Genomic DNA, 24853 nt, shown 5'->3' on the forward strand with positions numbered 1-24853 from the left:
GGGGTCGGGATGGGCGTCGGCTTCGGGGGCGGCGGCGGAGGGGGCTTCGGGGTGGGCTTGGGCGGGCACGGCGGGGGAGGCGGCGGCGGGCAGGGCGGATGCCCGTGGTGGCCGCCGTGGCCGTGGCCGTGACCGTGTCCGCAATGGCCGTGGCCATTGCCGTGACCTTGACCGGGGCCTTGACCGTGGCCTTGACCGGGGCGGCCGTGGCTGCTGCCCGGTCCGCCCTGGTTGCCGCGATCGCCCCGGCCGCCTTGGTTGCCGCGGTCGCTCTGGCGGCCCGGGTCGCCGTGACGTCCGCCACCTCGGGTGCCCCCGGTCGCGCCGCCCGAGGCGGACACGGCCGCCCTGACGGCGCTCGCCCCGTCGCCGGCGTCGATCGTCGCGTATGCGCTGCTATCGGCCATGGCCGGTGTCGCGGACAGGGCCGCCCACAGGATGACCGGGACTGCCAGCAGGCGCCTGGAAGAGGCTCTTTTCACCCGGGGATCATGGGGTCGCGCGCGCCCGCGCGCGGGAAGGTTGACCTTGGTTCGCCTGAACGGGTGAGGCTTTGGCTACGGAGGTTTGAGCCAGATTCGCACCGTGTCTGATCGTTCACCGACCTTTTCCCAAAAGGTATTTGTCGGTTTCGATCATTCCTTGGGCGTTGCCCGTCCGGCCTTTGACGTGTGACGAAGAACGGATCGCCAATTTCCGCTTTCGCTCGCTCCGTTGGGCAATGATCAGTACATTCGGCTCGGACAGGAGTCCGATCCGTCCGGACCGCTGCACAACCAAGGCTTGGAGACCCCGATGGAGCGCCCCGCCTGGGCCCCGCCAGGCATCGACATATCGGTGCCGAGCGTGTCCCGTATCTACGATTACTACCTGGGCGGCTCCCACAATTTCGAGGTCGACAGGCAGGCGGCCCGTCGGGCCATGGAATTCATGCCGGGCCTGCCCAAGATCATGCAGGCCAACCGGGCATTCATGCGCCGTGCCGTCCGGTACGCCGTCGCCGAGGGCGTGACGCAGTTCCTCGACATCGGCTCCGGCATCCCCACCTTCGGCAATGTCCACGAGATCGCCCAGGCCGCCAGCCCCGAGGCGCGCGTGGTCTACGTCGATCACGACCCGGTGGCCGTCGCCCACAGCCAGGCCGTCCTGGCCGGCACCGAGCGGACCGGGGTCGTCGCCGCCGACCTGCGCAAGCCCCAGGACATCCTGGCCGCCCCCGAGGTCGCCCGTGGGCTCGACCTGAGCCGCCCGGTCGCCCTGATGCTGGTCGCCGTCCTGCACTTCCTGGAGGACTCGGACGAGCCCTACGAGGCCGTCGCCCAGCTGCGCGACGCGCTCGCACCCGGCAGCCTGCTGATCCTCACGCACGCCTCGTACGAGGGGATCCCGCTCTCGGAGGAGGTCGCGAGCGGAACCGTCGGCGTCTACCGCGAGATCCGCAACCCGCTCGTCATGAGGGACGCGGAGCAGATCCGGCGCTTCTTCGACGGCTTCGGCCTGATCGAGCCCGGACTGGTCTCGATGCCCGACTGGCGGCCCGACACCACCGGCGGGCCGGAGGGCGAGGCCGCGGACGAAGACCCCTACGCCTTCTCGGGCTTCGCCGGTGTGGGACACAAGGCGTGAGACTGCCGACGCAGACGGCGGACGACCCGGCCGCGCTGCAGGGCGGACTGGAGGACCGGATCGGGCGGTTCGCGACCATCTGGGGGAGGGCGATCTTCCCGGTCACCGCGACCTCGCTCACCCGCGGCGAGTTCGAACGCCACCTCCTGCCCCTCACCCGCACCCTCGTCGAGGCCCTGCGCGCCCGCCCCTTCGACTCCTCCGTCGGCCAGCGGGTCGGGGAGGAACTCGTCGCGGTCCACTGCACCGACCCGGAGGCACTGGCCGGCACGCTCGGCGTCGTCGAGTCGTACCTGGTGCTGTACTGCGGTCCGGACGGCCCCGACGCCGAGAGCGTCGAGGGAACCGAGGAGTACCGGTCCCGCTGCGCCCGGCTCCAGCACGGCATCGCGGCCGGATTCGCCCGCGCACTGCGCGAGCGCACCCTCAAGGAGCAGGAGGCCATCGCCCGCTCCGCGCTGACCGCCCGCATCGACGCCCAGCAGGCGCTGCACGCCAGCGAGGCCCGCTTCCGGGCGGTGTTCGAGGGCGCGGCCATCGGGATCGGCATCGCCGACCTGGAGGGCAACGTCCTGGAGATCAACGACGCGCTGCTGCAGATGTTCGGCGGCATGGACGGGCACGTCCGCGGCCGCAACGTCAGCGAATGGAGCCACCCCGACGACACCCCGCACGTCTGGCGGATGTACGGGGAACTCGTGCGCGGCGAACGCGAGAGCTACCGCGTCGAGAAGCCGTACTACCGGCACGACGGGACCGTGCTGTGGACCAACCTGACGGTCTCGCTGCTGCGCGACGCCGAGGGGGTGCCGCAGTACCAGCTGGCCCTGATGGAGGACACCACCGAGCGCCGGCTGCTGAACCTGCGCCTGCGCTACGAGGCCACCCACGACGCCCTGACCGGCCTGCCCAACCGGACGCTCTTCTTCGAACGCCTGGAGAAGGCCCTGAGCGGCGCCGGCGGCTCGCGCTTCGGCCTGTGCTACCTAGACCTCGACGGCTTCAAGGCGGTCAACGACAGCCTCGGCCACTCGGCAGGCGACCGGCTCCTGGTGGAAGTCGCCGACCGGCTGCAGAGCTGCGCGACGGGACCGGGCGAGGTGGTCGCCCGGCTCGGCGGCGACGAGTTCGTGGCGCTGACCACCGGCCCCGACACCGAGGAGAAGGCCACCGAACTCGCCGTCCGGATCCTCTCCGCCCTCTCCGTCCCGATCCGGCTGGAGGGGCGCGAGCTGACGGTCCGGGGCAGCATCGGCATCGTCGAGGGCCCGGCCCGCGAGCGCACCCCCGCGGAGGTGCTGCGCAGCGCCGACATCACCATGTACCGGGCCAAGGCGGCCGGCGGCAACCGCTTCGAGTTCGCCGACGCCGCTGCCGACGCGCGCGCCATCACCCGGCACGGCCTGACCAACGCCCTCCCGGCGGCCCTGGAACGCGGCGAGTTCTTCATCGAGTACCAGCCGCTGGTCCACATGCACGACGGCAGCGTGCACGGCGCCGAGGCGCTGGTGCGCTGGTCGCACCCGCAGCACGGGGTGCTCGGCCCGGACCGGTTCATTCCCCTCGCCGAACGCACCGGCCTGATCGTGCCGCTCGGCCGCTGGGTCCTGGAGGAGTCGGTCCGCCAGGCCCGCGCCTGGCAGCACCAGCAGGGCGGCGCCACCCTGCGGATCAACGTCAACCTCTCACCGACCCAACTGCACCACCCCGGCCTGGTCGCCGACACGATCCGCGTCCTGGAGTCCTCGGGCCTGTCTCCGGGCACGCTGTGCCTGGAGGTCACCGAATCGGCCCTGATCGGCGCGGACGACGAGCTCCTCGAACCGCTGCGCCGGCTCGCCGCCCTGGGCGTGGACATCGCCCTCGACGACTTCGGCACCGGCTACTCGAACCTGGCCAACCTGCGCCGCCTGCCCGTCAGCGTTCTGAAGCTGGACCGCTCCTTCACCAAGGGCATGCAGCAGCATCCGGCCAACCCGGTCGACGTCAAGATCGTGGAGGGCATCGTCGCCCTGGCCCACAGCCTCGAACTCGCCGTCACCGTCGAGGGAGTGGAGACCGGCGCCCAGGCCGCCCAGCTCCGAGCCCTCGGCTGCGATACGGCCCAGGGCTGGTACTACGCCCGCCCGGGCGCCGCCGACCGTATCCACACCCTGTCCCTGTCGGACGCGGTTCCCACCCCCTGAGCGCCGCCATGGCCGGACGGAGTCATTCCAGCCCCACCTCCGTCCCCCGGCCCGGCTCGCGGACGGCTGCCAGCACCCGCTCGTACCGCCGGGCGGTGTCGGCCAGCACTTCGGCGGCCGCTGGAAGCCGCTCGGCCTGGTAGGTGTCGAGAGCACCCTCGCCGGCTTCCCCCGCCTCCCCGGAGAGCGCGGAGGCGAGCGTCCGGCCGAGGGCGGCGGCGTCCTGGATGCCGGTGTTCATGCCCAGCCGCCGGCTATGGGGTGGACGTGCGCCGCGTCCCCGGCGAGGAAGGCCCGGCCCTCGCGCATCCGGGCGGCCATGCGGACGTTGACCCGCCAGGAGGAGAGCCAGGTGGGCTCCGCGAGCCGGATCCCGGGCATCCGGGCGTGGCGGTCGAAGAGCCGTTGGAGGCTCTCCAGGGATGGTGGCAGGGGCGCGCCGCTGCCGTCGGTCTCGGGGGCGGCCTGGAGTTGGAAGGCGTCCGTCCCCGGCATCGGGCAGAGCAGTATCCCGCCTCCCTCCGAGGTGAACCACTGGTGCCAGAACTCGCGGCTGAGCCCAGGTGCTTCGACGTCCCCGAGCACCATCGCCGGTTCCTCCTCCCCGCTCCCCTCGAAGGGGATGCCGAGGAGGCCGCGGGTGGTGCTGTGCCCGCCGTCGCACCCTGCGAGATATCCGGCCGCGATCGCCGTGCCGTCCGCCAGCTCGGCGCGGACGCCGGCCGCGTCCTGGGTGATCGCCGCGAGCCGGGCCCCGTACTCGACCCGCACGCCGAGCTCGGCCAGCCGGTCGCGCAGTACCTCCTCCACCTGCCACTGCCCTATGAGCAGGCCACCGCTGACGGGGGTGTCGTTGACGTGCTGCCCGTCGAAGTACTTGCGCAGCACCACCCCTTCGCTACCTCTGTCCGTCATGGCCCCGGCCGCGCCGAGCTCCTCGAAGACATCGAGGCTGTCGGCTTGTAGCCCCTTCCCGCGCGATTCGCGGTGCGGGGCCGCGCGGCTCTCCAGGATCCGCACCGCGATGCCCCGCCGGGCCAGGTCGCAGGCCAGCGTGAGCCCGGTCGGGCCGGCGCCCACGACCAGCACGTCCGGCGTTGTAGGCCCGTCCGGCCGGTGATGCCGCTGCTTGATGTCGGTCATCGGGTGTCCCTTCGTCTCGTCGTCGTTGAATCAAGGAAAGCGCGCCGCGACAGAAAAAGCAACCCGGTTACGAAATTAACTGGGTCACTCGTTCGTGTAGTCTGTGCACATGGAAAACACGTCGGGTCTGCGTGAGAACAAGAAGCTCCGTACGCGCCGCCTGCTGGCGGCCACGGCGCTGGAACTCTTCCTGGAGCGCGGCTTCGACGCCGTCTCGGTAGCCGACGTCGCGGCCGCGGCCGAGGTCTCCAAGCCCACGCTGTTCCGCTATTTCCCCAGCAAGGAGGACCTGGTCCTCGACCGCTTCGCCGACCATCAGGACGAAGCGGCGCGCCTCGTGCGCGACCGCCCAGTGGGCGAGACCCCGGTGGCGGCCGTGCGCGCCCACTTCCTGGCGGCGCTCGCCGAGCGGGACCCGATCACCGGGCTCTGCGACCACCCGAACGTGCTCGCCTTCCAGCGCCTGCTCTACGGCACCGCCAGCCTGGAGTCCCGGATGGCCCACTACACCGCCCGTGAGGTGGAGTTGCTCGCCGCGGTACTGGAAGCCGAAGCGGTCGACCCGCTCACGGCCCGCCTGTCGGCCGGATACCTGGTGGCGGCCCGGCAGGAACTCGGCCGGGAGAACTGGCGCCGCATCGAGGCCGGCCGGAGCGCCGACGAGGCCCACCCGGCCGCCGTGGCCGACGCCGAGCGCGCCTTCGCCCTCCTGTCCGACGGCCTGGACCGCTCCCTGCCCGCGCGCCGGGCGGTATGACGCCATGGCGAGAACGAACAGGAAGGTGAAGAAGCGGCGACAGACTCCGGGCCTGCCGACCATGCTCGTATCTGCTGGCGGGGCGGGGCGGGGCGGGGCGGGGTCGGGATGAACGGCTGGCGGACCATGGTGGTCACCGAGGGCCCCACCGGGATGGTGTGCGGCAGCCTGGGCGACCTTCCCCCGGACGCGGCTCCGGAGGAGGCGCAGCGGGCCGCCGTTGAACGGGTGCGGTGGATGGCCCGGGCGTTCCACGGGCGCGAGGTCGCGGCGATCTGGTAACCGCAGACGGAGCCGGGGTCGTGGTCCGCGGTGATCGTGGTTGTGGCTGCCGGGGCCGAGCTGGAGTCCGGATCCGAGCCGGGAGCCGAGCTGGAGTCCGGATCCGAGCCGGGGGCCAAGGTCGGGACCGAGGCCAAGGTCGGGACCGAGGCCGAGCTCGGGCCCGGGGCGCTACCCGGGGCCTGATCCAGGTTCGCAGCCGCAGCCGCAGCCGCAGTCGCAGCCGCAGTCGCAGTCGCAGCCGCAGCCGCAGTCGCAGCCGCAGTCGCAGCCGGGGGAGTAGCCCGGGCCGGGCCGGGGGCCAAGGTCCCCCGTCCGGGGACCGAGTCCCGGCCGGCGTCGCCGTCCCCGGGGATCGCGGCCGCTGAGGAAGGGGGGCGAGGAGGAAGGGGTCAGCCCAGCAGGATGCGCTTCAGTTCCCGGGCCGCGCGTGGGGGTGCCACGTCCGTGCGGTGGGCCAAGGCGATCGTGCGGCGCAGGGGGGAGCCCGCCAGGGGGGTGGCGCGGAGGCCGGAGCCCGCGTGGGCGACCACCATCGCCGGGACCACCGCGATGCCGAGCCCCGCGCGGACGAAGCCCAGTACGGCGTCCATCTCGCCGCCCTCCACCGTGAACGCCGGCTCGAAGCCCTCCGCCCGGCAGGCCGCCACCGTCAGGTCCCGCAGGTCGTAGCCGTGCCGGAACATCACCATCGGCTCGTCGCGCAGCGCGGACACCGTGAGCGAGCCACCGCCCGCCGGAGGCGGGAGGGCCGCCGAGGAGACCACCACCAGGTCCTCCGTCAGCAGCTCCACCGTGGTCAGCGCCGGCGCCGAGGGGGGCAGCGGCAGGGCGATCAGCGCGAGGTCCAGGGAGCCGCGCGCGAGCTCCCGTACGAGGTCCAGCGAACCGCTCTCCTCGATCAGCAGCTCGATCCCCGGGTGGGCGGTGTGGAAGGCGCGGAGCACGCCCGGCAGGAGGCCGGTGCACAGGCTCGGGGTGGCCCCCAGCCGGATCCGCCCGCGCCGGAGCTGCGCCAGTTCCTGCACCTCCAGCCGCGCCGTGTCCGCGTCCGCGAGGATCCGCCGGGCCAGCGGCAGCAGGGTCTCGCCGGCGTCGGTGAGCGTGATGTTCCCGCGCGCCCGGCTGAAGAGCTCGGCGCCCAGCTCCCGTTCGAGCGCCTTGATCTGCTGCGACAGGGAGGGCTGGGCCACGTGCTCGCGCTCGGCCGCGCGCGTGAAGTGCCGGGTCTCGGCGACGGCGACGAAGTAGACCAACTGCTGGAACTGCATGGCCCCAGGCTAGCGCCTCCATAGGCTGATCCTATTGACTTGAGCTCTGCCATGTCTTGGACCTTTCGGGACCTTCGTCCTTACCGTCGATGTCATGGCTCTGGCAACGCGGACGGATCGACGGCCGTCCACCACGCGCACGCTCTGGGACTCCTCCGTCGGCAAGAAGTCCGTGATGGCCGTCTCCGGCCTGATCATGCTCGGCTACCTCGTCGTGCACATGCTCGGCAACCTCAAGATCTTCTTCGGGGCGGACGAGTTCAACGGCTACGCGCACTGGCTCCGCACCCTCGGCTCGCCCTTCCTGCACCACGAGTGGGCCCTGTGGATCGTCCGGGTGGCCCTGCTCGCGGCCGTCGTCGCCCACGGCGTCTGCGCGTACCAGCTGAGCCGCCGCGACATCAAGGCGCGCCCGGTGAAGTACGCCCACAAGCGCCGCCGCGCGAGCTACGCCACCCGCACCATGCGCTGGGGCGGCATCATCCTCGCCCTCTTCATCGTCTGGCACCTGCTCGACCTCACCACGCTGACCGTGAACGAGCGGGCCTGGGCCGGGCATCCGTACGAGAACGTCCTCGCCACCTTCTCCACCTGGTACGGCAACACCATCTACCTCGTTGCCATGGCCGCCCTCGGACTCCACGTCCGCCACGGCTTCTGGAGCGCCGCCCAGACCCTGGGCGCGGGCAACGCCCGGCGGGACAGGACGCTGAAGTTCCTGGCCAACGCCCTCGCCCTCGTCCTCTTCGCGGGCTTCGTGTCCGTGCCCGTCGCCGTCATGACCGGAGTGGTGAGCTGACCATGAGCAACGATTACGCCGACTACACCACCGGGGACCCGATCGCCGACGCCAAGGCTCCCGAAGGCCCCATCGCCGAGCGCTGGGACCGCCGCCGCTTCGAGGCCAAGCTGGTCAACCCGGCCAACCGGCGGGGGCACACCGTCATCGTCGTCGGCACCGGGCTGGCCGGTGGAGCGGCCGGCGCCACCCTCGCCGAACAGGGCTACCACGTCGTCCAGTTCTGCTTCTCCGACTCCCCGCGCCGGGCCCACTCCATCGCCGCCCAGGGCGGCATCAACGCGGCCAAGAACTACCGCAACGACGGCGACTCCGTACACCGCCTCTTCTACGACACCGTCAAGGGCGGCGACTTCCGTGCCCGCGAGTCCAACGTCCATCGCCTCGCGCAGATCTCCGTCGAGATCATCGACCAGTGCGTGGCCCAGGGCGTTCCCTTCGCCCGCGAGTACGGGGGTCTCCTCGACACCCGCTCCTTCGGCGGCGTCCAGGTCTCCCGCACCTTCTACGCCCGCGGCCAGACCGGACAGCAGCTCCTGCTCGGCGCCTACCAGGCGCTCTCCCGGCAGATCGCCGCCGGCAACGTCGAGATGCACGCCCGCACCGAGATGCTCGACCTGATCACCGTCGACGGCGTGGCCCGCGGCATCGTCGCCCGGGACCTGGTCACCGGCAAGATCGACACCTACTACGCGGACGCCGTCGTCCTCGCGAGCGGTGGCTACGGAAACGTCTTCTACCTCTCCACCAACGCCATGAACTCCAACGCGACCGCCGTCTGGCGGGCGCACCGGCGCGGCGCGTACTTCGCGAACCCCTGCTTCACCCAGATCCACCCCACCTGCATCCCGCGCACCGGCGACCACCAGTCCAAGCTCACCCTGATGAGCGAGTCCCTGCGCAACGACGGCCGCATCTGGGTCCCCAAGGCCAAGGGCGACACCCGCCCCGCCGCCGACATCCCGGAAGCCGAACGCGACTACTACCTGGAGCGGATCTACCCCTCCTTCGGCAACCTCGTGCCCCGCGACATCGCCTCCCGCGCGGCCAAGAACGTCTGCGACGAGGGCCGCGGCGTCGGCCCCGGCGGCCAGGGCGTCTACCTCGACTTCGCCGACGCCATCCGCCGCATGGGCAAGGAGAAGGTCGCCGAGAAGTACGGCAACCTCTTCGACATGTACGAGCGGATCACCGCGGAGAACCCGTACGAGGTCCCCATGCGGATCTATCCCGCCGTGCACTACACGATGGGCGGACTGTGGGTCGACTACGACCTCCAGACCACCGTCCCCGGCCTGTTCGCGATCGGCGAGGCCAACTTCTCCGACCACGGCGCCAACCGCCTCGGCGCCTCCGCCCTCATGCAGGGCCTCGGCGACGGCTACTTCGTGCTGCCCTCCACCATCAACGACTACCTGGCCCGCCGTCACACCGAGGCCGCAACAGGCACGGTCGACGACACCCACCCCGAGGCCGCGGCAGCCGTCCGCGAGACCCGCGACTGCCTCGCCAAGCTGCTCGCCGTCGACGGAGACCGCACCCCCGACTCCTTCCACCGGGAGATCGGTGAACTGATGTGGGAGTACTGCGGGATGGCCCGCACCGAAGAAGGCCTGCGCAAGGCCCTCGCCCGGATCCCCGAGATCCGCGAGGAGTTCTGGCGGCGGATCAAGGTGCCGGGCAGCGGCGAGGAGTTCAACCAGTCGCTGGAGAAGGCCAACCGCGTCGTCGACTACCTGGAGCTCGCCGAGCTGATGTGCCTCGACGCCCTCCACCGCGCCGAATCCTGCGGCGGCCACTTCCGCGAGGAGTCCCAGACCCCGGACGGCGAAGCCGCCCGCCGCGACGAGGAGTTCGGGTACGCGGCCGCCTGGCAGTACACCGGAACCGGCGCCGCGCCCGTCCTGCACAAGGAAGACCTCGTCTTCGAGTACGTCCACCCCACCCAGCGGAGCTACGCATGAAGCTCACCCTGCGCGTCTGGCGCCAGAAGAACGCCGACGCCCCCGGCGCGATGGCCTCGTACGAGGTCGACGGCATCTCGGAGGGCATGTCCTTCCTCGAAATGCTCGACACCCTCAACGAGGACCTCATCCTGAGCGGAGAGGACCCGGTCGCCTTCGACCACGACTGCCGCGAGGGCATCTGCGGCGCGTGCAGCCTCGTCATCAACGGCGACGCCCACGGGCCGGAGCGCACTACGACCTGCCAGCTCCACATGCGCTCCTTCGCCGACGGCGACACCATCGACGTCGAACCCTGGCGGGCCTCGGCCTTCCCCGTGGTCAAGGACCTCGTCGTCGACCGCGGGGCCCTCGACCGGGTCATCCAGGCCGGCGGCTACATCACCGCCCCGACCGGCGCCGCCCCCGAGGCGCACGCCACGGCCGTCCCCAAGCCGGACGCCGACTACGCCTTCGAGCACGCCGAGTGCATCGGCTGCGGGGCGTGCGTGGCGGCCTGCCCCAACGGCTCCGCGATGCTCTTCACCTCCGCCAAGGTCAACCACCTGAACGTGCTCCCGCAGGGCTCGCCCGAGCGCGAGACCAGGGTCCTGGACATGGTGGCCACCATGGACGCCGAGGGCTTCGGAGGATGCACCCTGACCGGCGAGTGCGCCACCGCCTGCCCCAAGGGCATCCCGCTGCCGTCGATCGCCGCCATGAACAAGGAGTGGCTGCGTGCCGTCCGTCGAGGCCCCCGCTGACCTGTGGATTTCATAAGAAAGCGGCCTTGAGGGAAAGATCCTGTTCACCTTTCGGACACCGACCCGTAAGGTGAGTTTCGGCCATCGGGGGCCGCCGGCGACGGTGGGGCCGTTCTCTGTGTCCACGAGCCCTGAGGTGATCATGAGTGGCATCCGTCGGCATCTGAGCTGGATGCCGTTCCAGCCCCGGACCGCGTTGCCGACGCAGCCGAGAGGGTCGCAGCGCGGACGCGGGGCCCGGACTCCGGCGCAGGAGCGGGAATCCCGGCGGGCCGTCCGTGAGCGGGAGATCATGGTGAAGGCGGCCGAATCCGGGAGCGTCGTCGAACACGGGGGCCGACTGGCCGTCGTACGGGACGACCTGCTGCCCGCCGAACTGGCCGAAATGAACCTCCGGGCGGTCGTAGAGGCCCTGGAAGCGGCGTCGATGCCCTACGGCCTGGTCCCCGACGGGGAACTGGTCCACCGGGTGGCGCTCGCCCCCGGCACCCGCGCCGAGGCGCTCGCCGCCTGCGCGAAGGGATTCGCCGGCAGGCCCGTCTACGCCGACCTCCTCGGCCACCGCGCGGCGCTCGGCACCACCCTCGCCGAGGACCTGCCCGAGGCCGTCGCCGCGGCGGAGGCCGAGACGCCCGGCGCCGTCGTCGCGGGGATCCGGCTCTACATTCCCGTGGTCACCTCCGGCTACACCCTTCACATGGGCGCCGAGCAGGGCTGTGACCTGGAGTTCTGGAAGCCGGCCAACGGTCCCGGCGGGGTCGCCTCGCTCCGGGAGACCCCCTTCGGCTGGTGGGTGCCCTCCCTGGCGGCGACGGCCCATCGGCGCATCGGCGACCGCGACTACCCGGTGCTGGCGGCCCTCGACCGCCGCTTCCCCGAGGACATCGACTTCCCCATCGACGCCGTGGTCACCTGGGTGGACGGCTCGGACCCCCAGTGGCGCCACCGCAGGGACCAGGCCGCGGCCGGCACCGCTGCCGGTGCAGGTGCCGCCGGCAGTCCCGCTGGTGCTGGTGCTGGTGCTGATTCCGGTTCCGGTTCCGGTTCCGAGGCCGATGCAGGTGCCGATGGCGCTGCCTTCGCCGAGGCCGCCGACAGCGCCGACCACCGCTTCCGGGACCGAGGCGAGCTGCGCTCCTGCCTGCGCTCCATCGCGGCCTACGCGCCCTGGATCCGCCGGGTCTTCCTCGTCACCGACGACCAGGTTCCGGACTGGCTGGCCCAGGAGCACCCCGGGCTCACCGTGGTCCACCACCGGGAGCTGTTCGACGACCCCGGCGCCCTGCCCGTCTTCAACTCGCACGCCATCGAAACCCAGCTCCACCGCGTCCCGGGCCTCGCGGAGCACTACCTCTACTTCAACGACGACATTTTCCTCGGCCGCCCCCAGCGCCCGCAGAACTACTTCCTGCCGTCCGGTCTGCCCAAGGTCTTCCACGACACCCGGGCGGTCCCGCCCAGCTCCCCGGACAGCCACGACGACGTCTACACCACCTCGCAGCGCGCGACCCGCCGCATCGTGGAAACGCTCGCGGGACGCACGTACCCGCGCATCCTCGCGCACGCCCCGTACGCGCAGAGCCGCTCCCTCTACGCCCGCCTGGAAGAGGCGCTGCCCGGCGGACTCGACGCGACCAGCCGGTCCGTCTTCCGCAGTGCCACCGACCTCGCCCCCGTCACCCTCGCCCTGCACCTGGCCCTCCCCCAGGGGCGCGCGGTGGAAGGCGACCTGGTCACCGCGTACGTGTCCACCGGCGGGACCAGGGAGCTCCAGCGGCTGGGCGGGCTCCTGCGCGACCGCGGCACCGACGCGTTCTGCCTCGCCGACGATTCGAGCACCGAGGTGTCCCCCGAGGAGCAGCAGCGCGAGCTCAAGGCCTTCCTGGAGGCCTACTTCCCGGTCCCCTCGCCGTACGAGACTCCGGGCAGGGCCGCCGCGAAGGGCCGGCGCATGGGACACGACCGCGATGCCTCCGGGCACGACCACGGCGCCGCCGGGCACGACCACGGCACCTCCGGGCACGACGACGGCGCCTCCGGGCATGACCACGGCGCCGCTGGGCACGACCACGGCACCGCCGGGCACGACCACGGCACCTCCGCCGATCGGATGATCGGAGCGGCCCCCGTCGCGCCGTGACCAGCCGCCCTCCGGGGCATGGGTGACAGTGGGCGCATGCCTCAAGCCCCCACCGGAACCGGCCCGCGCCGCCGTACCGTGCTGGCCGCCGCCCTCGCCCCGCTGGCGGCGGCCGGCTGCGCCGGTGAGGAGCGGCCCACGACGCCGCGCCCCGGCCCCGAGGCCGCCAAGGACGCGCTGGTCATGGTCATCCGCCACGCAGAGAAGCCGTACGCCGGGGACACCGGCGAGGACGACGAGGGCAACGAGGACCCCGGCTTCCTCGCGGTCCGGGGCCGGCGCCGCGCCCAGGAGCTGCCCGCGCTCTTCCCGCCGGCCCGGGGCGCCACTCTGCCCCGGCCCGGAGCCGTCTTCGCGGCCGGCGGCAAGGAGGGGGCGCCCGCGCGGTGCCGCCAGACCGTCGAGACGCTCGCCACCGCGCTGGGTACGCCCGTCCACGCGGAGTTCGCCGTCGGCGCCGAGCCCGCCCTGGCCAGGGCGGTGCTGGCGGCGCGGATGCCCGTCCTGGTCTGCTGGGAGCACCAGGGGATGCCCCGGCTGATCCGGGGCCTCGGAGCGCAGGACGTGCTGGGGCTGCCGGCCGCCTGGCCCGACCGTTACGACCTGGTGTGGATGTTCACCCGCAGACAGGGAGCCTGGAGCTTCCGCGAGCTTCCGCAGCACCTGCTCCAGGGGGACGCGTAGCGGTGGTGCGCGGCCGCGCCGGGACGCCGAGAGGACCGCGCGGTACGGGCGTACGCTGAGAAGTGGACTCGGGGCAGTCGTGCGCCGAAAGGTCGACGATCATGACGGGAATCGTGCGAAGGGGCTTCGATTCCGCTGACGAGACACGTCGGTTCGAGGACGGCAAGGGCAGGCTCGATCTGCTCAACACCGACAGCGGGCCGGTCGGACGGGCCGTGTTCGAGCCCGGATGGCAGTGGTCGCAGCACATCAAGCCCATTGCGGGAACCGACAGTTGCGAGGCCGCCCACGTGGGCTACATCGTCAGCGGCCGGCTCAAGGTCGTCATGGACGACGGTGACAGCATCGAGGCGCAGCCCGGGGACTTCATCCAGGTCGACCCCGGTCACGACGCCTGGGTGCTCGGCGACGAGCCGTGCGTCGTCCTCGACTGGCAGGGCTACGGAGACTTCGCCAAGCCCCCGGACGCGTGACCGCCCGGCCCTGCTGACCGCGGCTGACCGCCTGCTCTGCTCTGTCTGCTCTGCCCTGCCGCTCGCCTGCCCTGCTGACCGCGTGCCCTGACCACCGGCCGCCGCGAGTCACCCGGCCCGCCGCGAGCTACCGCTCCGCCGCGAGGGCCCGCGCCAGATAGGCCGCCGTACGGCTGCCCGTGGCGCGGGCCACCTCGGTGGGGGTGCCCGCGGCCACCACCAGGCCGCCCTCCGCACCGCCGCCCGGCCCCAGGTCGATGACCCAGTCGGCGCCCGCCACCACCGCCATGTCGTGCTCCACGACCACCACCGAATGCCCGGCGTCCACCAGGCCGTGCAACTGCCGCAGCAGCACCGTGACATCGGCCGGGTGGAGCCCCGTCGTCGGCTCGTCGAGGAGGTACAGGGTGTGGTCGCGGCGCACGCGCTGGAGCTCCGTCGCCAGCTTGATGCGCTGCGCCTCGCCGCCCGACAGCTCCGTGGCCGGCTGCCCGAGCCGCAGGTACCCCAGTCCGATGTCCGACAGCGCCCCGAGGCTCCGGGCCGCCGCCGGGACCCCGGCGAAGAAGGAGGCCGCCGACTCCACCGTCAGGGCGAGCACCTCCGCGATGTTCAGCCCCGAGTAACGGACCTCCAGGGTCTCGGCGTTGTACCGGGCCCCCGCGCACTCCGGGCAGGGGGCGTACGTACTGGGCAGGAACAGCAGCTCCACCGAGACGAAGCCCTCGCCCTGGCAGGAATCGCACCGGCCGCCCGGCACGTTGAAGGAGAAGCGGCCCGCCTTCCAGCCCCGCGCCTTCGATTCCGGCGCCGCCGTGAAGAGCCGGCGGACCACGTCGAACAGCCCCGTGTACGTCGCCAGGTTGGAGCGCGGGGTCCGGCCGATCGGCTTCTGGTCTACCTCCACCAGCCGCCGCACCGGGAACTCCGGCTCCGCCAGCCGTTCGTGGACCTCGCGCGCGAGCACCTGGCCCACCAGCGTGGACTTCCCGGACCCCGACACCCCCGTCACCGCCCCGTTGCCGGGTTGCACGGCTGCGCGATGGGTGGGCGGCGTTTGTCGTTCTGTGACACTTTCGGGTGAGAGTTGCGGTCGCGGGGTGTGGTCGCTTCCGTGATGCCCGTAGCGTGGCGGTGTTGGTGAGGCCGGAATGAGTCCGGTCTCGTTCAGAATCCGCCCCGCGCCCAGGAAAGCGACGCGGGGTCCCCGCCCCACCCGGGCCCAAGCCGGGTGGAAAGCGTCCGGCGGGGCGGCTACCCCAGCTTCCGAATCGCCGCAGCCAGCGGCGCCATAGGCGGCAGGTACCGCACACGATGAGCACCGTGCACCAGCCAGCTGCACGAGCCGCGACCCACTGGCGAGGGTTCACACCTCGCCAGTCACCAAGGGCCGCCTTCCAACGATCCAGAGAAACTCAGGATCGCCCAGGAAACCTCAGCTCATTTGCGACGCTCAGGTAGCCCAGCCTGAGCTCGGTGACCGGGCCGATCCGGGGGCGTAGGTCCTCGGTCGGCACCCGGGCCGCTTCACCGCTGCCGCCCGCGGTGGCCAGTACCCCGTCCAGCTCCGTCAGTGCCAGCCCCGCCAGTTCCGCGATGGTGCGGCCCGCGAAGGTCACGGCCAGGGCCTCCGGGCGCAGCCGCCTGCCCTCGCACACCGGGCACGGCGAATCGGTCAGGAACTTCTCGGCGCGGGCCCGCAGGGTGAGGCTCTTACTGTCGGCGAAGGTCCGCGTCACGTACCGGTGCGCGCTCATGTACGTGCCCTGGTAGGGCCGTTGGATCCGGTCGGCCTCCCGCACCGGATGCACCGTCACCACCGGCTGCTCCTCGGTGAAAAGGATCCACTCGCGCTCCGCCGCCGGCAGCTCCCGCCAGGGCGCGTCCACGTCGTGGCCGAGGGCCTCCAGGATGTCGCGCAGGTTCTTGCCCTGCCAGGCTCCCGGCCAGGCGGCGATGGCACCCTGACGGATCGACAGAGACTGGTCCGGCACCAGCAGTTCCTCGCTGGTGCGGTGCACCCGGCCGAGGCCGTGGCAGGAAGGACACGCCCCGGCCGCGGTGTTGGGGGAGAAGGCGTCGGAGTCCAGGCGCTCGGCGCCCGGCGGGTAGGAGCCCGCCCGCGAGTACAGCATCCGCAGCGAGTTGGACAGCATGGTGACCGTCCCGACCGACGACCGGGACCCGGGGGAGGAGCGCCGCTGCTCCAGCGAGACGGCCGGCGGGAGCCCGGTGACGGAGTCGACCTTCGGCGCGCCGATCTGGTGGATCAGGCGGCGGGCGTACGGGGCCACGGGCTCGAAGTACCGGCGCTGGGCCTCGGCGAAGAGCGTGCCGAAAGCCAGCGAACTCTTCCCGGAGCCGGAGACGCCGGTGAACACGGTCAGCGCGTCACGCGGGATGTCCACGTCGACCCCGCGCAGATTGTGCTCCCGGGCGCCGCGTACGCGGACGTAGGGGTCGTGGGCGTGCGGGGTGGCGGGCTGGTGCATTCGTCCCAGCTTAATATCCGGAGCGGTCGGACTGCCCGGCGGACTGTCCGGCGGACCGCCCGCCGAGGTCGGCGCGCCCGTCCGACTGCCCGTCCGACTGCCCGTCCGCGCGATCCGTGAGTCCGGTGAGTCCGGTGAGCCGGGCGAGCCGCACGAAGGAGTCCAGCAGCGCCGTCCGGTCGTACGTGGACGTGGTGACCAGCAGCTCGTCCGCCCCGGTCAGCTCCGCGACCTCGGCCAGCTCCGCCGCGACCTGCTCCTCCGTGCCGTGGATGTGCCCGGCGAGGGCGCCCTCGTACAGCTCCCGCTCCTTGGGGCTCATGGCGAGGGCCTCGACCTCCTCGGCCGGGCGGAGCGGCGGGAAGCTGCCCCGGGTGCGGGAGTGCGCGACCGCCCAGGCCTCCGGCACCAGGATCCGCCGGGCGGCCTCGGCGGTGGCGGCCACCGCGACCGTCCCGGAGGCCACGACGTACGGCCGCGCCCCCCACGCGGAGGGCCGGAACTCCTCGCGGTACGCCGTGATGATCTCCGCGACCCGGGCCCGGGCCCGCAGGTCCCCGACGACCAGGGGCAGCCCGGCGCGGGCCGCGATCCCCGCCCCCTCGCCGGTGGCCAGTACGTACGCCGGAATCCGCATCCCCTCCGCCGGGAGGGCGTGCACCTCGGGGTGCGCCTGCTGGGAGCCGTCGAGCCAGCCCAGCAGCTCCGCGAGCTGTTCCTCGAACCGGTCGGCGTCGGCGGTGTCCCGCCCGAGCGCCCGGCGGATCCCGCCGGTGAAGCCGACCGAGCGGCCGAGCCCCATGTCGATCCGGCCGGGGAACAGCGATTCCAGGACCCCGAACTGCTCCGCGACGACCAGCGGCTGGTGGTTGGGCAGCATCACACCGCCGGTCCCGACGCGGATCCGCTCGGTCGCCCCGGCCACGGCTGCGGCGAGCACCGCGGGCGCGGATCCGGCCACCCCGGGCACGCTGTGGTGCTCGGAGACCCAGAACCTGCGGTATCCGAGCCGCTCGGCGCTGCGCGCGAGCTCCACGGTGTCGCGCAGGGCCCGGGCGGCGGGATGCCCCTCGCGGGTGCGGGACCGGTCGAGTATCGAGAGTGTGCGGATCACACTGTGGTCAACGCACGGAGGGCGTCATGATTCCCCGGGCTCCCGGCTGGTGGTGCACACGACGCCGGCCCACGAGGTTGTTCACCACGGGGCCGAGGGAGCACCGTCGGGGTCCAGCCCGTGGCGCCACAGGACGGTGGCGGCGGCTGTTCCGCGGTCCGTCCGCATCCAGGTGAACAGTGGCAGGGCAGAAGTGTGGCCTGCGTCGGCGGCGAGGCGCGCGAACTGTTCTGCGCCTGGTCTGTCTCCAGCCGAGTCCCGGATCCGCGCGAGATGGGTCAGAGCACTGGTCTCTCCGGCACCGGCGGCCCGTCTCAGCAACCCTTCAGCACCCTCTGGATTGCCAGCCCTCTCCCGGATCCGGGCCACCTCGACCAGGACACGAGGATGTCCGGTGCCGCCCCCCAGACCTGCCACACGTTCGGCACCCTCGCTGTCGCCGGCTGCCTCCCGCATGCGGGCGACCTCAACCAGGGCGTCGTCACGGCCGGCGTCGGCAGCGAGGCGTGCGAGGTCTTCGGCGCCCGCTCGGTCCCCGGCGGCTTCCCGCATCCGCGCGAGATGCGTCAGAGCGCCGACCTGTCCGGCGTCGGCGGCCCGTCTCAGCAGCGTTTCGGCGCCCTCTGCGTCGCCCCCCTTCTCCCACGTCCGGGCAACCTCGACCAGAACGTCGCTGCGCCCCGCGCCGACGGCTTGCCGAAGCAACAGCTCGACCCCGTCCCCGTCTCCGGCCTTCTGCCGCATCTGCGTCAGGTGGATCAGAGCAGTGGCGTTTCCGGCGTCGGTGGCAGCCCGGAGCAGCCGCTCCGCCGTAGTCCGGTCGCCAGCCTTCTCCCGTATCCACGCGAGGTCGACCAGGGCCTCGGTACGACCCGCGTCGGCGACTGGGCGAAGCAGGGCCTCGGCGCCGTCCCCGTCGCCTTCCTTCTTCCGCTTTCGTGCCAGCTTGATCATGGTCTCCGTGTGCCCGGCTTCGGCGGCACGCCTGCGCAGCGCCTGTGCCTCGTCCGGGTCTCCGGCTTTCTCCCGCAGTCGGGCGAGCCGGACGAGGACGTCGGTGTGCCCGTCATCGGCGGCGCGGCGCAGGAGCGCCTCGGCCCCGTTCCCGTTGTCCGCCCTCTCCAGCATGAAAGCGAGGTGGGTCAGGATGTCGCCGTCCCCGGTGCGGGCTGCCTCTCGGGCCGACTCTTCGGCGCCCTCCCAGTCCCGAGCCCGTCCCCGCAGCCAGGCGATCTCGGCCAGAGCCGTCGTGTGTCCGGCCTCCACGGCCCGTCGGGCGAAGTGCTCCGCGTTCTCCCAGTCCCCGGCAGCCCTCCGCATCCGGGCAAGGCTGACCAGGACGTCGGTGTGCCCGGCATCGGATGCCAGCCGGAGTAGCGCTTCGGCCCCCTGCCGGTCCTTCGCTCTTTCCCTCCTCCACGCGAGATGGACCAGGGCGCGGGTGTGCCCGGCATCGGCGGCCCGCCGCAGCAGAGCTTCCGCACCCGCCCGATCACCCGACTTGTCCCGCATCCGGGCGATCTCCAGCAGGGTGGCGGTGCTGCCGGTACCTGCAGCCCGCAACGCCAGGCTCTCCGCCCCCTCCTGGTCGCCGGCCTCCTCCCGCATCGCGGCAACCCGTGTCAGGGCTTCGATGTCACCGGCGTCTGCTGCCTGTTCGTAGAGGTGATAGGCCCATTGAAGGCGGTGGCGTCCGTCGGCTGCCTCAGCAAGGCGGGTGAGGTCGTCGGGATTGGCGAGGTGGCCGCGCGCGGCATGCCAGAACGACGCCGGTGGGCACAGCGGACTGCGTGCGTCGCGGCCGTGCTGCTCGAAGTAGTCCGCGAGACGGTACGAGGCACCGCCTGCGGAGGGCGAAGGACGTGCGGGCCCCGGGCCCGAACCTTGGCGTACGGCACGGTGCCGGATGCGGCGCAGAGGGGCTTGGTTTCCATGGACAGGGCGGGCGAGTTCGGCCAGGGCCACCTCGGCCCAGTCGTCGGCGATCCGGTCGAACTCGTCGTCGGTGAGGTAGTCCTCGGCGGCCTCGACGAGGAAGCCCACGGGCAGGTGGAGACCGACCCCGAGACGCCGGGCGTCCATGGCCGCCCACAGCAGGGCCCGGGCGGGCGGCGAGGCAGTGCGGTAACGGTGAAAGAGCTCTGGAGCTCCGGCCAGATGCTGCGCCAGCCGTCCGTCATGTACTTGCTCGAGCGCATCGGCCAAGTGCCGGTCGCCGGCACGGGCGAGCGCCGCAGCGTCGGCAAGCGATGAGGCGTCGAAATGGTCGGGGACCGCGAGGCGCCTTCCCGCGAGCAGTTCCCGTGTCCGGGCATGAGGATCGGGTGCACCAGGGGTGGGCAGGGCGCTGTAGGCGTGGTCGTACTCCGGCCACAACGTTCCCAGCACCAGGACGGGCCCCCGGGCAGGGTCGGTCAACAGGGCGTGCAGGGCCGCGGCGATCCGCTCGCCGAGCCCGCCACCGGCGTCGAAGTAGTGCTGCGTCTCGTTCAGCCACACAACCGTACGGGGCTCCACCGCCTCCAGGCCGTCCAGCGCCGCTCGCACCCGGGTCGGGTCGAACGGGTGCCACAGGGTCCATCCCAAGGGCTTCAGCGCTTGCGCGGACAAGGCCGCAGAGCAGGCGCCGGTCCCGGCAGGTTCGGCCGCCGGACCCTGCGCGCCGCTCGCGCTCGCGCCGTTCGGCGATCCGGGCGGCGCCGTCGGCAGCGCTACGATCGAGCTTCGGGGCACCGCCTGCTTCACGGTCGTCGTGACGAAGCCGGGCCTGCACCGGCTCCTCGTCTCCGAACAGGAGGCCTACCCTTCGCTGACTTCCGGTGGGAGCAAGGTCGTTTGTGGGGACCCGAGGGACGGCTCCTGGTGCGAGCTCGCGACCGGAACGTACACGCTCTCGGTCTACAACAGCTCTTTGGGGCCCATGACGAACCGGGTCGCCGTCGTCCCGCTGATGACCGCCCCCGGATGTCCGGCCGTCGCCGGCACCAGCTACGACTCCGCCCCGACCACGGGGCTCGCCGCGGACCGCTTGGGCATCGTCTGCCACGCGTTCACCGCCGCTCCCGGCGAGCGGATCACCGCCGACTTCCGGTTGACCGAGTACGGAGACTTCGGGCACTGGATCACCGACGGCACCGGCAAGCGCCTTTGCGACAGTGCCAACTGCGTCCTGCCCGCAGGGGTTGGCGGCTACCGCGTCCTCGCCGAGGTCCGGGGACCCAGCGGAGGCTTTCCCGCCGCGTACAGCCTGAAGGTCCGGCGTCTGTCGAACCCCGCGGGTTGCGTGCCCGTCACCATGACCGCGTACGGCTCCGCGCCCGCAAAGGCCGCCCCGCAGACCGGGTGCAGGACGTTCACCCCGGCCGTGACCGGCCGCTTCAACGCCCACGGCATCGACGCGCAGGGCGGGGTCTCAAGCATTGCGCTGTACGCGGCGGACGGCTCCACCGTCTGCGCGAACGGGCAGGACTGCTCGCTCACCGCCGGCGTCCCGTACACCCTGCTCACAAACGTCGCCGTACGCATCCTGTCCCGTACTGCGACGGCGGGCTGCCAGAGCGGGGTCACGCTCGCCCGCGACCACAAGGGCACGTTCACCGTCCCCGGTGAGGTCGACTGCCTGAACCTTCCGGTACCCCAAGGTGCGCACGTCGCCGTCCTGTCCGACGGTGCCGCTCCGATCACCGTTGTCGATGCCAAGGGGGACGTCTTCTGTGAGTACACCCTGACGGACGGCACCTGCGTCCTGGGTGGTACCGCGCCGTACCGCGCCCTCGTCTCCAACCAGTACGACAAGGGCGGCGTCTACCGTCTCGTCGTCCACCGCACGGACGCGGCGAGCGCATGCCGCACCTTTCTGCCCGGCGACTTCACGGGGAAGCCGGTCCGGATGAGCGTGAAGAACAGCGCGGAAGTCTTCGCCGACTGCCTGTCCATTCCCGCCAACGGCCACTCCGCGCACGAACTGCTCCAGATCCAGAGGGTCTCGGGCGACTCGAACGCCAATGTCAGCATCCTCGACGAGAAGGGCAAGCTGGTCTGCTCCATCAGCACGTCCTACGGTTCCTTCTCCACCTGCGCCCTGACGGCCAACGCCGCGCACACCGTCCTGGTCCGGGGCCGGAACCTGCCCGCCGAGTTCGCCTTGACCCGCCTCGACGTCACCGCCACCGCGCGCGGCTGCGTCCCGACCGCGGCCACAGCGGTGGGCGGCCCGTCCACCGGAGGCGTACCGGCCAAGCCCGGCACGTTCCTGTGCCACCAGGTGAGCACGGCCGACGCTGCGGACACCCTGCACTTGAACGCCCGTGACGCGCAGGGCTCCGCCCGGCTCCTGGTGTACAAGCCGAACGGCGACGGCGCCTGCGACTACTACGCCGCGGGCTGCGCCGCCACCGGCTCCACCCGCTACCAGGTCCTCATCCAGGTTCCGGAGGGCGAGACCGCGGCGCCCGCATACCGGCTGGACGCACTGCGCATCGGCACGGCGGCCGGGCCCGCCCCCGAATGCGTCAAGGTCCCGAACGTCAGCTACGGGTTCGGGCCATTGACCGCCACGCTGAGCGAGCAGAAGACGGCGATCTGCGCCGTGCTCCCGACGGCCACCGGCGACCATTTCGCCCTGCGGTTCACACCCGCCGGGACCTTCGAGCAGTCGCCGACACCCTGGATGTACGACCGGCCGACCCTGAAGAACGGTTGCTCGGGGTCGTACACCACCGAGGGCCAGACCTACACGTGCACCCTCGCGTACGCCTCCCCGAAGGCCTCCCGGCCGACCACACTCGTGATCGGTCTGCCGAAGAAGCCCGCACAGGCCTCCACGGCGGTACGGCTCGACGTGACGTGCGCCGAGATCGTCTGTGGTCCCGACGAGCGGACCGTCGGTACGGTGGGTCCGTCCACGGTCGGCCGGGGCAAGGTCACCATGACCGTCACGGGCAGCGCACTGCGCAAGGACGCCGTGGTCCAGGTGAGGAACGGCAGCTTCAGCGTCCGCTCGACGGCCCTCTCCGTCGCTCCCGACCGGCGCCGCATGACGGTCGCCCTGGACCTGACGCAGGCCCCGCTCGGCCCGCTGTCCGTGAGCGTGTTCGCGCACGGTTGGGAGTACGCCAAGGGCTCGGTCACCGTCGTCGCTCCGATCCGATCCACTGCCGTCCCCACCGTCAGCGGCACGGCGGTCGTCGGCGGCACTGTTACGGCGACGACCGGGTCCTGGTCGCCGGTCGCCGACTCCTACACCTATCAGTGGCAGGCGGACGGGACCGTGATCGCGGGTGCCACGACTGCGTCGTACAAGCTGCCGTCGTCACTCCTGGGCAAGCAGCTCACCCTGGTCGTGACCGCTCGCAAGGCGGGGCACCCGGCAGTGAAGGCCACCAGCGCCGCCGTGCTCGTCAAGGGGGCCGCACCCAAGGTGACGAACGCCCCGTCCATCACGGGAACGGCCAAGGTCGGCAGTGTGCTGACCGCGAGCCGCGGGACGTGGACTCCGGTACCGACCTCGTACGCCTACCAGTGGTACGCGGACGGCAAGGCGATCACCGGTGCCACCCGGGCTACGTTCACCTTGACCAGTGCCCAGCGCGGGACGCGGATCACCGTGAAGGTGACGGCCTACCGGACCGGTCACGTGTCCGGCACCGCGTCGAGCGGTGCAACGGGGGCGGTCGCCGGCTGACCCGCCCGCTCGACGGAAGAGCCCCCCGGGGCGGCCATCGGGCCACCCCGGGGGGCCTTTCCGTCGAGACATCGCCGGGCCCAGTCAGCAGCGGTAGCCGTTGGGAACCTGGAGGAGGGCCACGAAGATCCACACCATGACCGCGGTGCCGACCGTGCCGCTCAGGAGGGCGACCGGGAGGTTCCAGCCGTCCTGCGTACCCGATGAGGACCCCCCACCACGCCGCCGCGACGGCGGAGAGCAGGGCTCCCTAGAAGACCAGCGCGAGCCCGTTGGCCGCGCCGTTGACTCCTACGTCGCACGCCCGCCAGGCGGCAGCGAGCAGTACCGACCCGAGCACGCCGGTCGCCAGACCCGCCACAGGAGCGACCGCGCAGCCCCACTGTGAGCGCGTCACTTCCGGTTCCGGATCTGCGGGACGTTCTCCCCGTTGCGCTGCGCTTGCTCCATCTTGTCCATCGCGTCGTTGATTCCTTGGCGGAGCTGGTCTTCGGTCATGTCGTCGCCGTACTTGTCGTAGAGCTCGATGCCGATGCGCATCGTGATCTGATCGCCCTGGTCATCGTCGCCGGTGATCAGCGTTTCTCCGAGGGAGGGGCCCTTGATCAGGGTGTCCGCATCGAAGCCGGCCGCGCGGCCGACGTATCCGTAGTGGACGTTGGAATAGATGTCGTAGAAGACTTCGCGGTTCGTCCCGGGCTGCTTGAAGTAGTAGTCGTCGCGCCGCTGGAGGTCGTACCGCTCCTGGAGCTGGGGCTTGTGGTCCCAGTCCTGTCCCGGGGCCACCTTGACGCCCCACATCACCAGGGCCGCGTTGATGTCGGAACCGTAGTTGCGGCCGAACTCGTACCACTCGGGTTCGTCGAGCAAGGACCGTATGTGCCCGACGGTGTCCGACTTCGCGTTCCGCTTCATCTCCTCGAAAATCCACTTCTCGGCATCCGTGAACTTCTGCTCACTCCGCGCCGCCCCGGTCGGCGGGATGACGGGACTGGCGGAGGCGTTGAACACCCCGATGGTGCCGTCGAGGATGTTCCCGTCCACGACCACGGCTTCGAGCGCCTGCTTGACGGCCTTGTCGAACTCGTCCACGGCCCGCACCGCCGCTGCGACGTGCGCGGTCACCCCCTACAGCCCGTCGAGCTTCGATTTCGGACCCAGCGCGCGGAGTCCGTCACCGGTCTGCACGTCGTTCTGCACGAACAGGCCCGAGGTGCTGCGCAGGGAGGCCTTCTCGGCGCTGAGGCGTCCCATGAGTATCTGCACCTGCCGGTCCCACGTCTCCGTCACCTTCTTCAGTCCGGAGGCCGTCTCCCAACCGTCAAGGGTCCTAGCCGCCGTGTTCGTATGCTCCCTCGCACCGTCCGCGGCCTTCTTGGTGTTGGGCTCCAACTCGGTCTCGACGGTGTTCGCCGCCGCCGTCTTCTCCGCCGGCGTCGACCCGAACGCACTCCCGCCCCCCGGCGCCACCGGGCCAGGCGGCACACCATCCAGGC

Annotated in this window: 18 protein-coding genes and 2 pseudogenes; 12 read left to right on the forward strand and 8 right to left on the reverse strand. The window is 71.8% G+C overall.

Translation table 11 applies throughout. From position 1 onward, the window contains the following. Positions 1 to 795 precede the first annotated feature (795 nt). A complete protein-coding gene (locus AC061S_RS27575; RefSeq protein ID WP_478688584.1) occupies positions 796 to 1626 on the forward strand; it encodes an SAM-dependent methyltransferase in 831 nt (276 codons plus the stop codon). Then, positions 1623 to 3812 (forward strand): putative bifunctional diguanylate cyclase/phosphodiesterase, encoded by a 2190-nt coding sequence (locus AC061S_RS27580; protein WP_478688585.1) that lies wholly within the window; start codon positions 1623 to 1625, stop codon positions 3810 to 3812. The genes AC061S_RS27575 and AC061S_RS27580 overlap by 4 nt, the downstream gene beginning before the upstream one ends. 22 nt (positions 3813 to 3834) lie before the next feature. Here AC061S_RS27580 and AC061S_RS27585 read toward each other — a convergent pair. Next, positions 3835 to 4955: pseudogene (locus AC061S_RS27585) on the reverse strand (FAD-dependent monooxygenase). A gap of 109 nt (positions 4956 to 5064) precedes the next feature. Between AC061S_RS27585 and AC061S_RS27590 the strand changes: the two are divergent. From AC061S_RS27590 to AC061S_RS27600, 3 genes are all read left to right on the forward strand, one after another. Continuing rightward, a complete protein-coding gene (locus tag AC061S_RS27590) occupies positions 5065 to 5712 on the forward strand; it encodes a TetR family transcriptional regulator (RefSeq protein ID WP_478688586.1) in 648 nt (215 codons plus the stop codon). A 108-nt stretch (positions 5713 to 5820) separates the two neighbouring features. Continuing rightward, positions 5821 to 5994 (forward strand): hypothetical protein, encoded by a 174-nt coding sequence (locus AC061S_RS27595; protein ID WP_478688587.1) that lies wholly within the window; start codon positions 5821 to 5823, stop codon positions 5992 to 5994. A 30-nt stretch (positions 5995 to 6024) separates the two neighbouring features. Next, complete coding sequence (locus AC061S_RS27600) at positions 6025 to 6180, forward strand: hypothetical protein (protein ID WP_478688588.1); 156 nt, start codon at positions 6025 to 6027, stop codon at positions 6178 to 6180. 206 nt (positions 6181 to 6386) lie between these two features. Here AC061S_RS27600 and AC061S_RS27605 read toward each other — a convergent pair whose 3' ends face one another. Continuing rightward, a complete protein-coding gene (locus AC061S_RS27605) occupies positions 6387 to 7265 on the reverse strand; it encodes a LysR family transcriptional regulator (protein WP_478688589.1) in 879 nt (292 codons plus the stop codon). A 94-nt stretch (positions 7266 to 7359) separates the two neighbouring features. Here AC061S_RS27605 and AC061S_RS27610 point away from each other — a divergent pair, with 94 nt between their 5' ends. From AC061S_RS27610 to AC061S_RS27635, 6 genes are all read left to right on the forward strand, one after another. Beyond that, positions 7360 to 8064 (forward strand): succinate dehydrogenase cytochrome b subunit, encoded by a 705-nt coding sequence (locus AC061S_RS27610; protein ID WP_243341341.1) that lies wholly within the window; start codon positions 7360 to 7362, stop codon positions 8062 to 8064. Positions 8065 to 8066: 2 nt separating this feature from the next. Next, entirely contained in the window at positions 8067 to 10028 is a 1962-nt protein-coding gene (locus AC061S_RS27615) for a fumarate reductase/succinate dehydrogenase flavoprotein subunit (protein WP_478688590.1), read from the forward strand. Next, the gene (locus AC061S_RS27620; protein ID WP_478688591.1) at positions 10025 to 10771 is read left to right on the forward strand and encodes a succinate dehydrogenase/fumarate reductase iron-sulfur subunit; all 747 of its coding nucleotides are present in this window, start codon (positions 10025 to 10027) and stop codon (positions 10769 to 10771) included. The genes AC061S_RS27615 and AC061S_RS27620 overlap by 4 nt, the downstream gene beginning before the upstream one ends. 142 nt (positions 10772 to 10913) lie before the next feature. Continuing rightward, positions 10914 to 12911, forward strand: a complete 1998-nt coding sequence (locus AC061S_RS27625) for a stealth family protein (protein WP_478688592.1) — start codon at positions 10914 to 10916, stop codon at positions 12909 to 12911. A 36-nt stretch (positions 12912 to 12947) separates the two neighbouring features. Further along, positions 12948 to 13595: a hypothetical protein gene (locus AC061S_RS27630; RefSeq protein ID WP_478688593.1), complete on the forward strand. Its 648-nt coding sequence runs from the start codon at positions 12948 to 12950 to the stop codon at positions 13593 to 13595. A 101-nt stretch (positions 13596 to 13696) separates the two neighbouring features. Next, on the forward strand, positions 13697 to 14068 hold the full coding sequence (locus AC061S_RS27635) for a cupin domain-containing protein (protein ID WP_478688594.1): 372 nt from the start codon (positions 13697 to 13699) through the stop codon (positions 14066 to 14068). Positions 14069 to 14195: 127 nt separating this feature from the next. Here the strand turns inward: AC061S_RS27635 and AC061S_RS27640 are convergent. The 3 genes and pseudogenes from AC061S_RS27640 to AC061S_RS27650 all read right to left on the reverse strand — a co-directional run bounded on the left by AC061S_RS27640 (position 14196) and on the right by AC061S_RS27650 (position 20284). Further along, positions 14196 to 16560: pseudogene (locus tag AC061S_RS27640) on the reverse strand (excinuclease ABC subunit UvrA). A 10-nt stretch (positions 16561 to 16570) separates the two neighbouring features. Further along, positions 16571 to 17674, reverse strand: a complete 1104-nt coding sequence (locus tag AC061S_RS27645; RefSeq protein WP_478688595.1) for an MsnO8 family LLM class oxidoreductase — start codon at positions 17672 to 17674, stop codon at positions 16571 to 16573. A gap of 81 nt (positions 17675 to 17755) precedes the next feature. Then, positions 17756 to 20284 carry a tetratricopeptide repeat protein gene (locus AC061S_RS27650; protein ID WP_478688596.1) on the reverse strand — a complete coding sequence of 843 codons (2529 nt, stop codon included), beginning with the start codon at positions 20282 to 20284 and terminating at the stop codon, positions 17756 to 17758. A 142-nt stretch (positions 20285 to 20426) separates the two neighbouring features. Between AC061S_RS27650 and AC061S_RS27655 the strand changes: the two genes are divergently transcribed. Then, positions 20427 to 23357, forward strand: coding sequence for a hypothetical protein (locus AC061S_RS27655; protein ID WP_478688597.1), 2931 nt, complete (start codon positions 20427 to 20429; stop codon positions 23355 to 23357). Between the two features lie 250 nt (positions 23358 to 23607). On the opposite strand, the gene AC061S_RS27660 is transcribed toward AC061S_RS27655, so the two are convergent. From AC061S_RS27660 to AC061S_RS27670, 3 genes are read right to left on the reverse strand one after another with little or no spacing between them, the layout of a single operon-like run. Next, the gene (locus AC061S_RS27660) at positions 23608 to 23754 is read right to left on the reverse strand and encodes a hypothetical protein (RefSeq protein ID WP_478688598.1); all 147 of its coding nucleotides are present in this window, start codon (positions 23752 to 23754) and stop codon (positions 23608 to 23610) included. Then, positions 23751 to 24482, reverse strand: a complete 732-nt coding sequence (locus AC061S_RS27665) for a polymorphic toxin type 44 domain-containing protein (protein WP_478688599.1) — start codon at positions 24480 to 24482, stop codon at positions 23751 to 23753. Before AC061S_RS27665 ends, AC061S_RS27660 begins: the two co-directional genes overlap by 4 nt. A gap of 3 nt (positions 24483 to 24485) precedes the next feature. Next, positions 24486 to 24827, reverse strand: a complete 342-nt coding sequence (locus AC061S_RS27670; protein WP_478688600.1) for a hypothetical protein — start codon at positions 24825 to 24827, stop codon at positions 24486 to 24488. Positions 24828 to 24853 lie beyond the last annotated feature (26 nt).

This window comes from Streptomyces sp. CA189, from assembly GCF_056428985.1.

What these genes read in the sequence shown, in the direction of transcription:
- AC061S_RS27615 (WP_478688590.1), top strand. Translation starts at nt 8,067, where the DNA reads ATGAGCAACGATTACGCCGACTACACCACCGGGGACCCGATCGCCGAC.
- AC061S_RS27605 (WP_478688589.1), bottom strand. Translation starts at nt 7,265, where the DNA reads ATGCAGTTCCAGCAGTTGGTCTACTTCGTCGCCGTCGCCGAGACCCGG.
- AC061S_RS27625 (WP_478688592.1), top strand. Translation starts at nt 10,914, where the DNA reads ATGAGTGGCATCCGTCGGCATCTGAGCTGGATGCCGTTCCAGCCCCGG.
- AC061S_RS27610 (WP_243341341.1), top strand. Translation starts at nt 7,360, where the DNA reads ATGGCTCTGGCAACGCGGACGGATCGACGGCCGTCCACCACGCGCACG.
- AC061S_RS27635 (WP_478688594.1), top strand. Translation starts at nt 13,697, where the DNA reads ATGACGGGAATCGTGCGAAGGGGCTTCGATTCCGCTGACGAGACACGT.
- AC061S_RS27595 (WP_478688587.1), top strand. Translation starts at nt 5,821, where the DNA reads ATGAACGGCTGGCGGACCATGGTGGTCACCGAGGGCCCCACCGGGATG.
- AC061S_RS27630 (WP_478688593.1), top strand. Translation starts at nt 12,948, where the DNA reads ATGCCTCAAGCCCCCACCGGAACCGGCCCGCGCCGCCGTACCGTGCTG.
- AC061S_RS27575 (WP_478688584.1), top strand. Translation starts at nt 796, where the DNA reads ATGGAGCGCCCCGCCTGGGCCCCGCCAGGCATCGACATATCGGTGCCG.
- AC061S_RS27620 (WP_478688591.1), top strand. Translation starts at nt 10,025, where the DNA reads ATGAAGCTCACCCTGCGCGTCTGGCGCCAGAAGAACGCCGACGCCCCC.
- AC061S_RS27590 (WP_478688586.1), top strand. Translation starts at nt 5,065, where the DNA reads ATGGAAAACACGTCGGGTCTGCGTGAGAACAAGAAGCTCCGTACGCGC.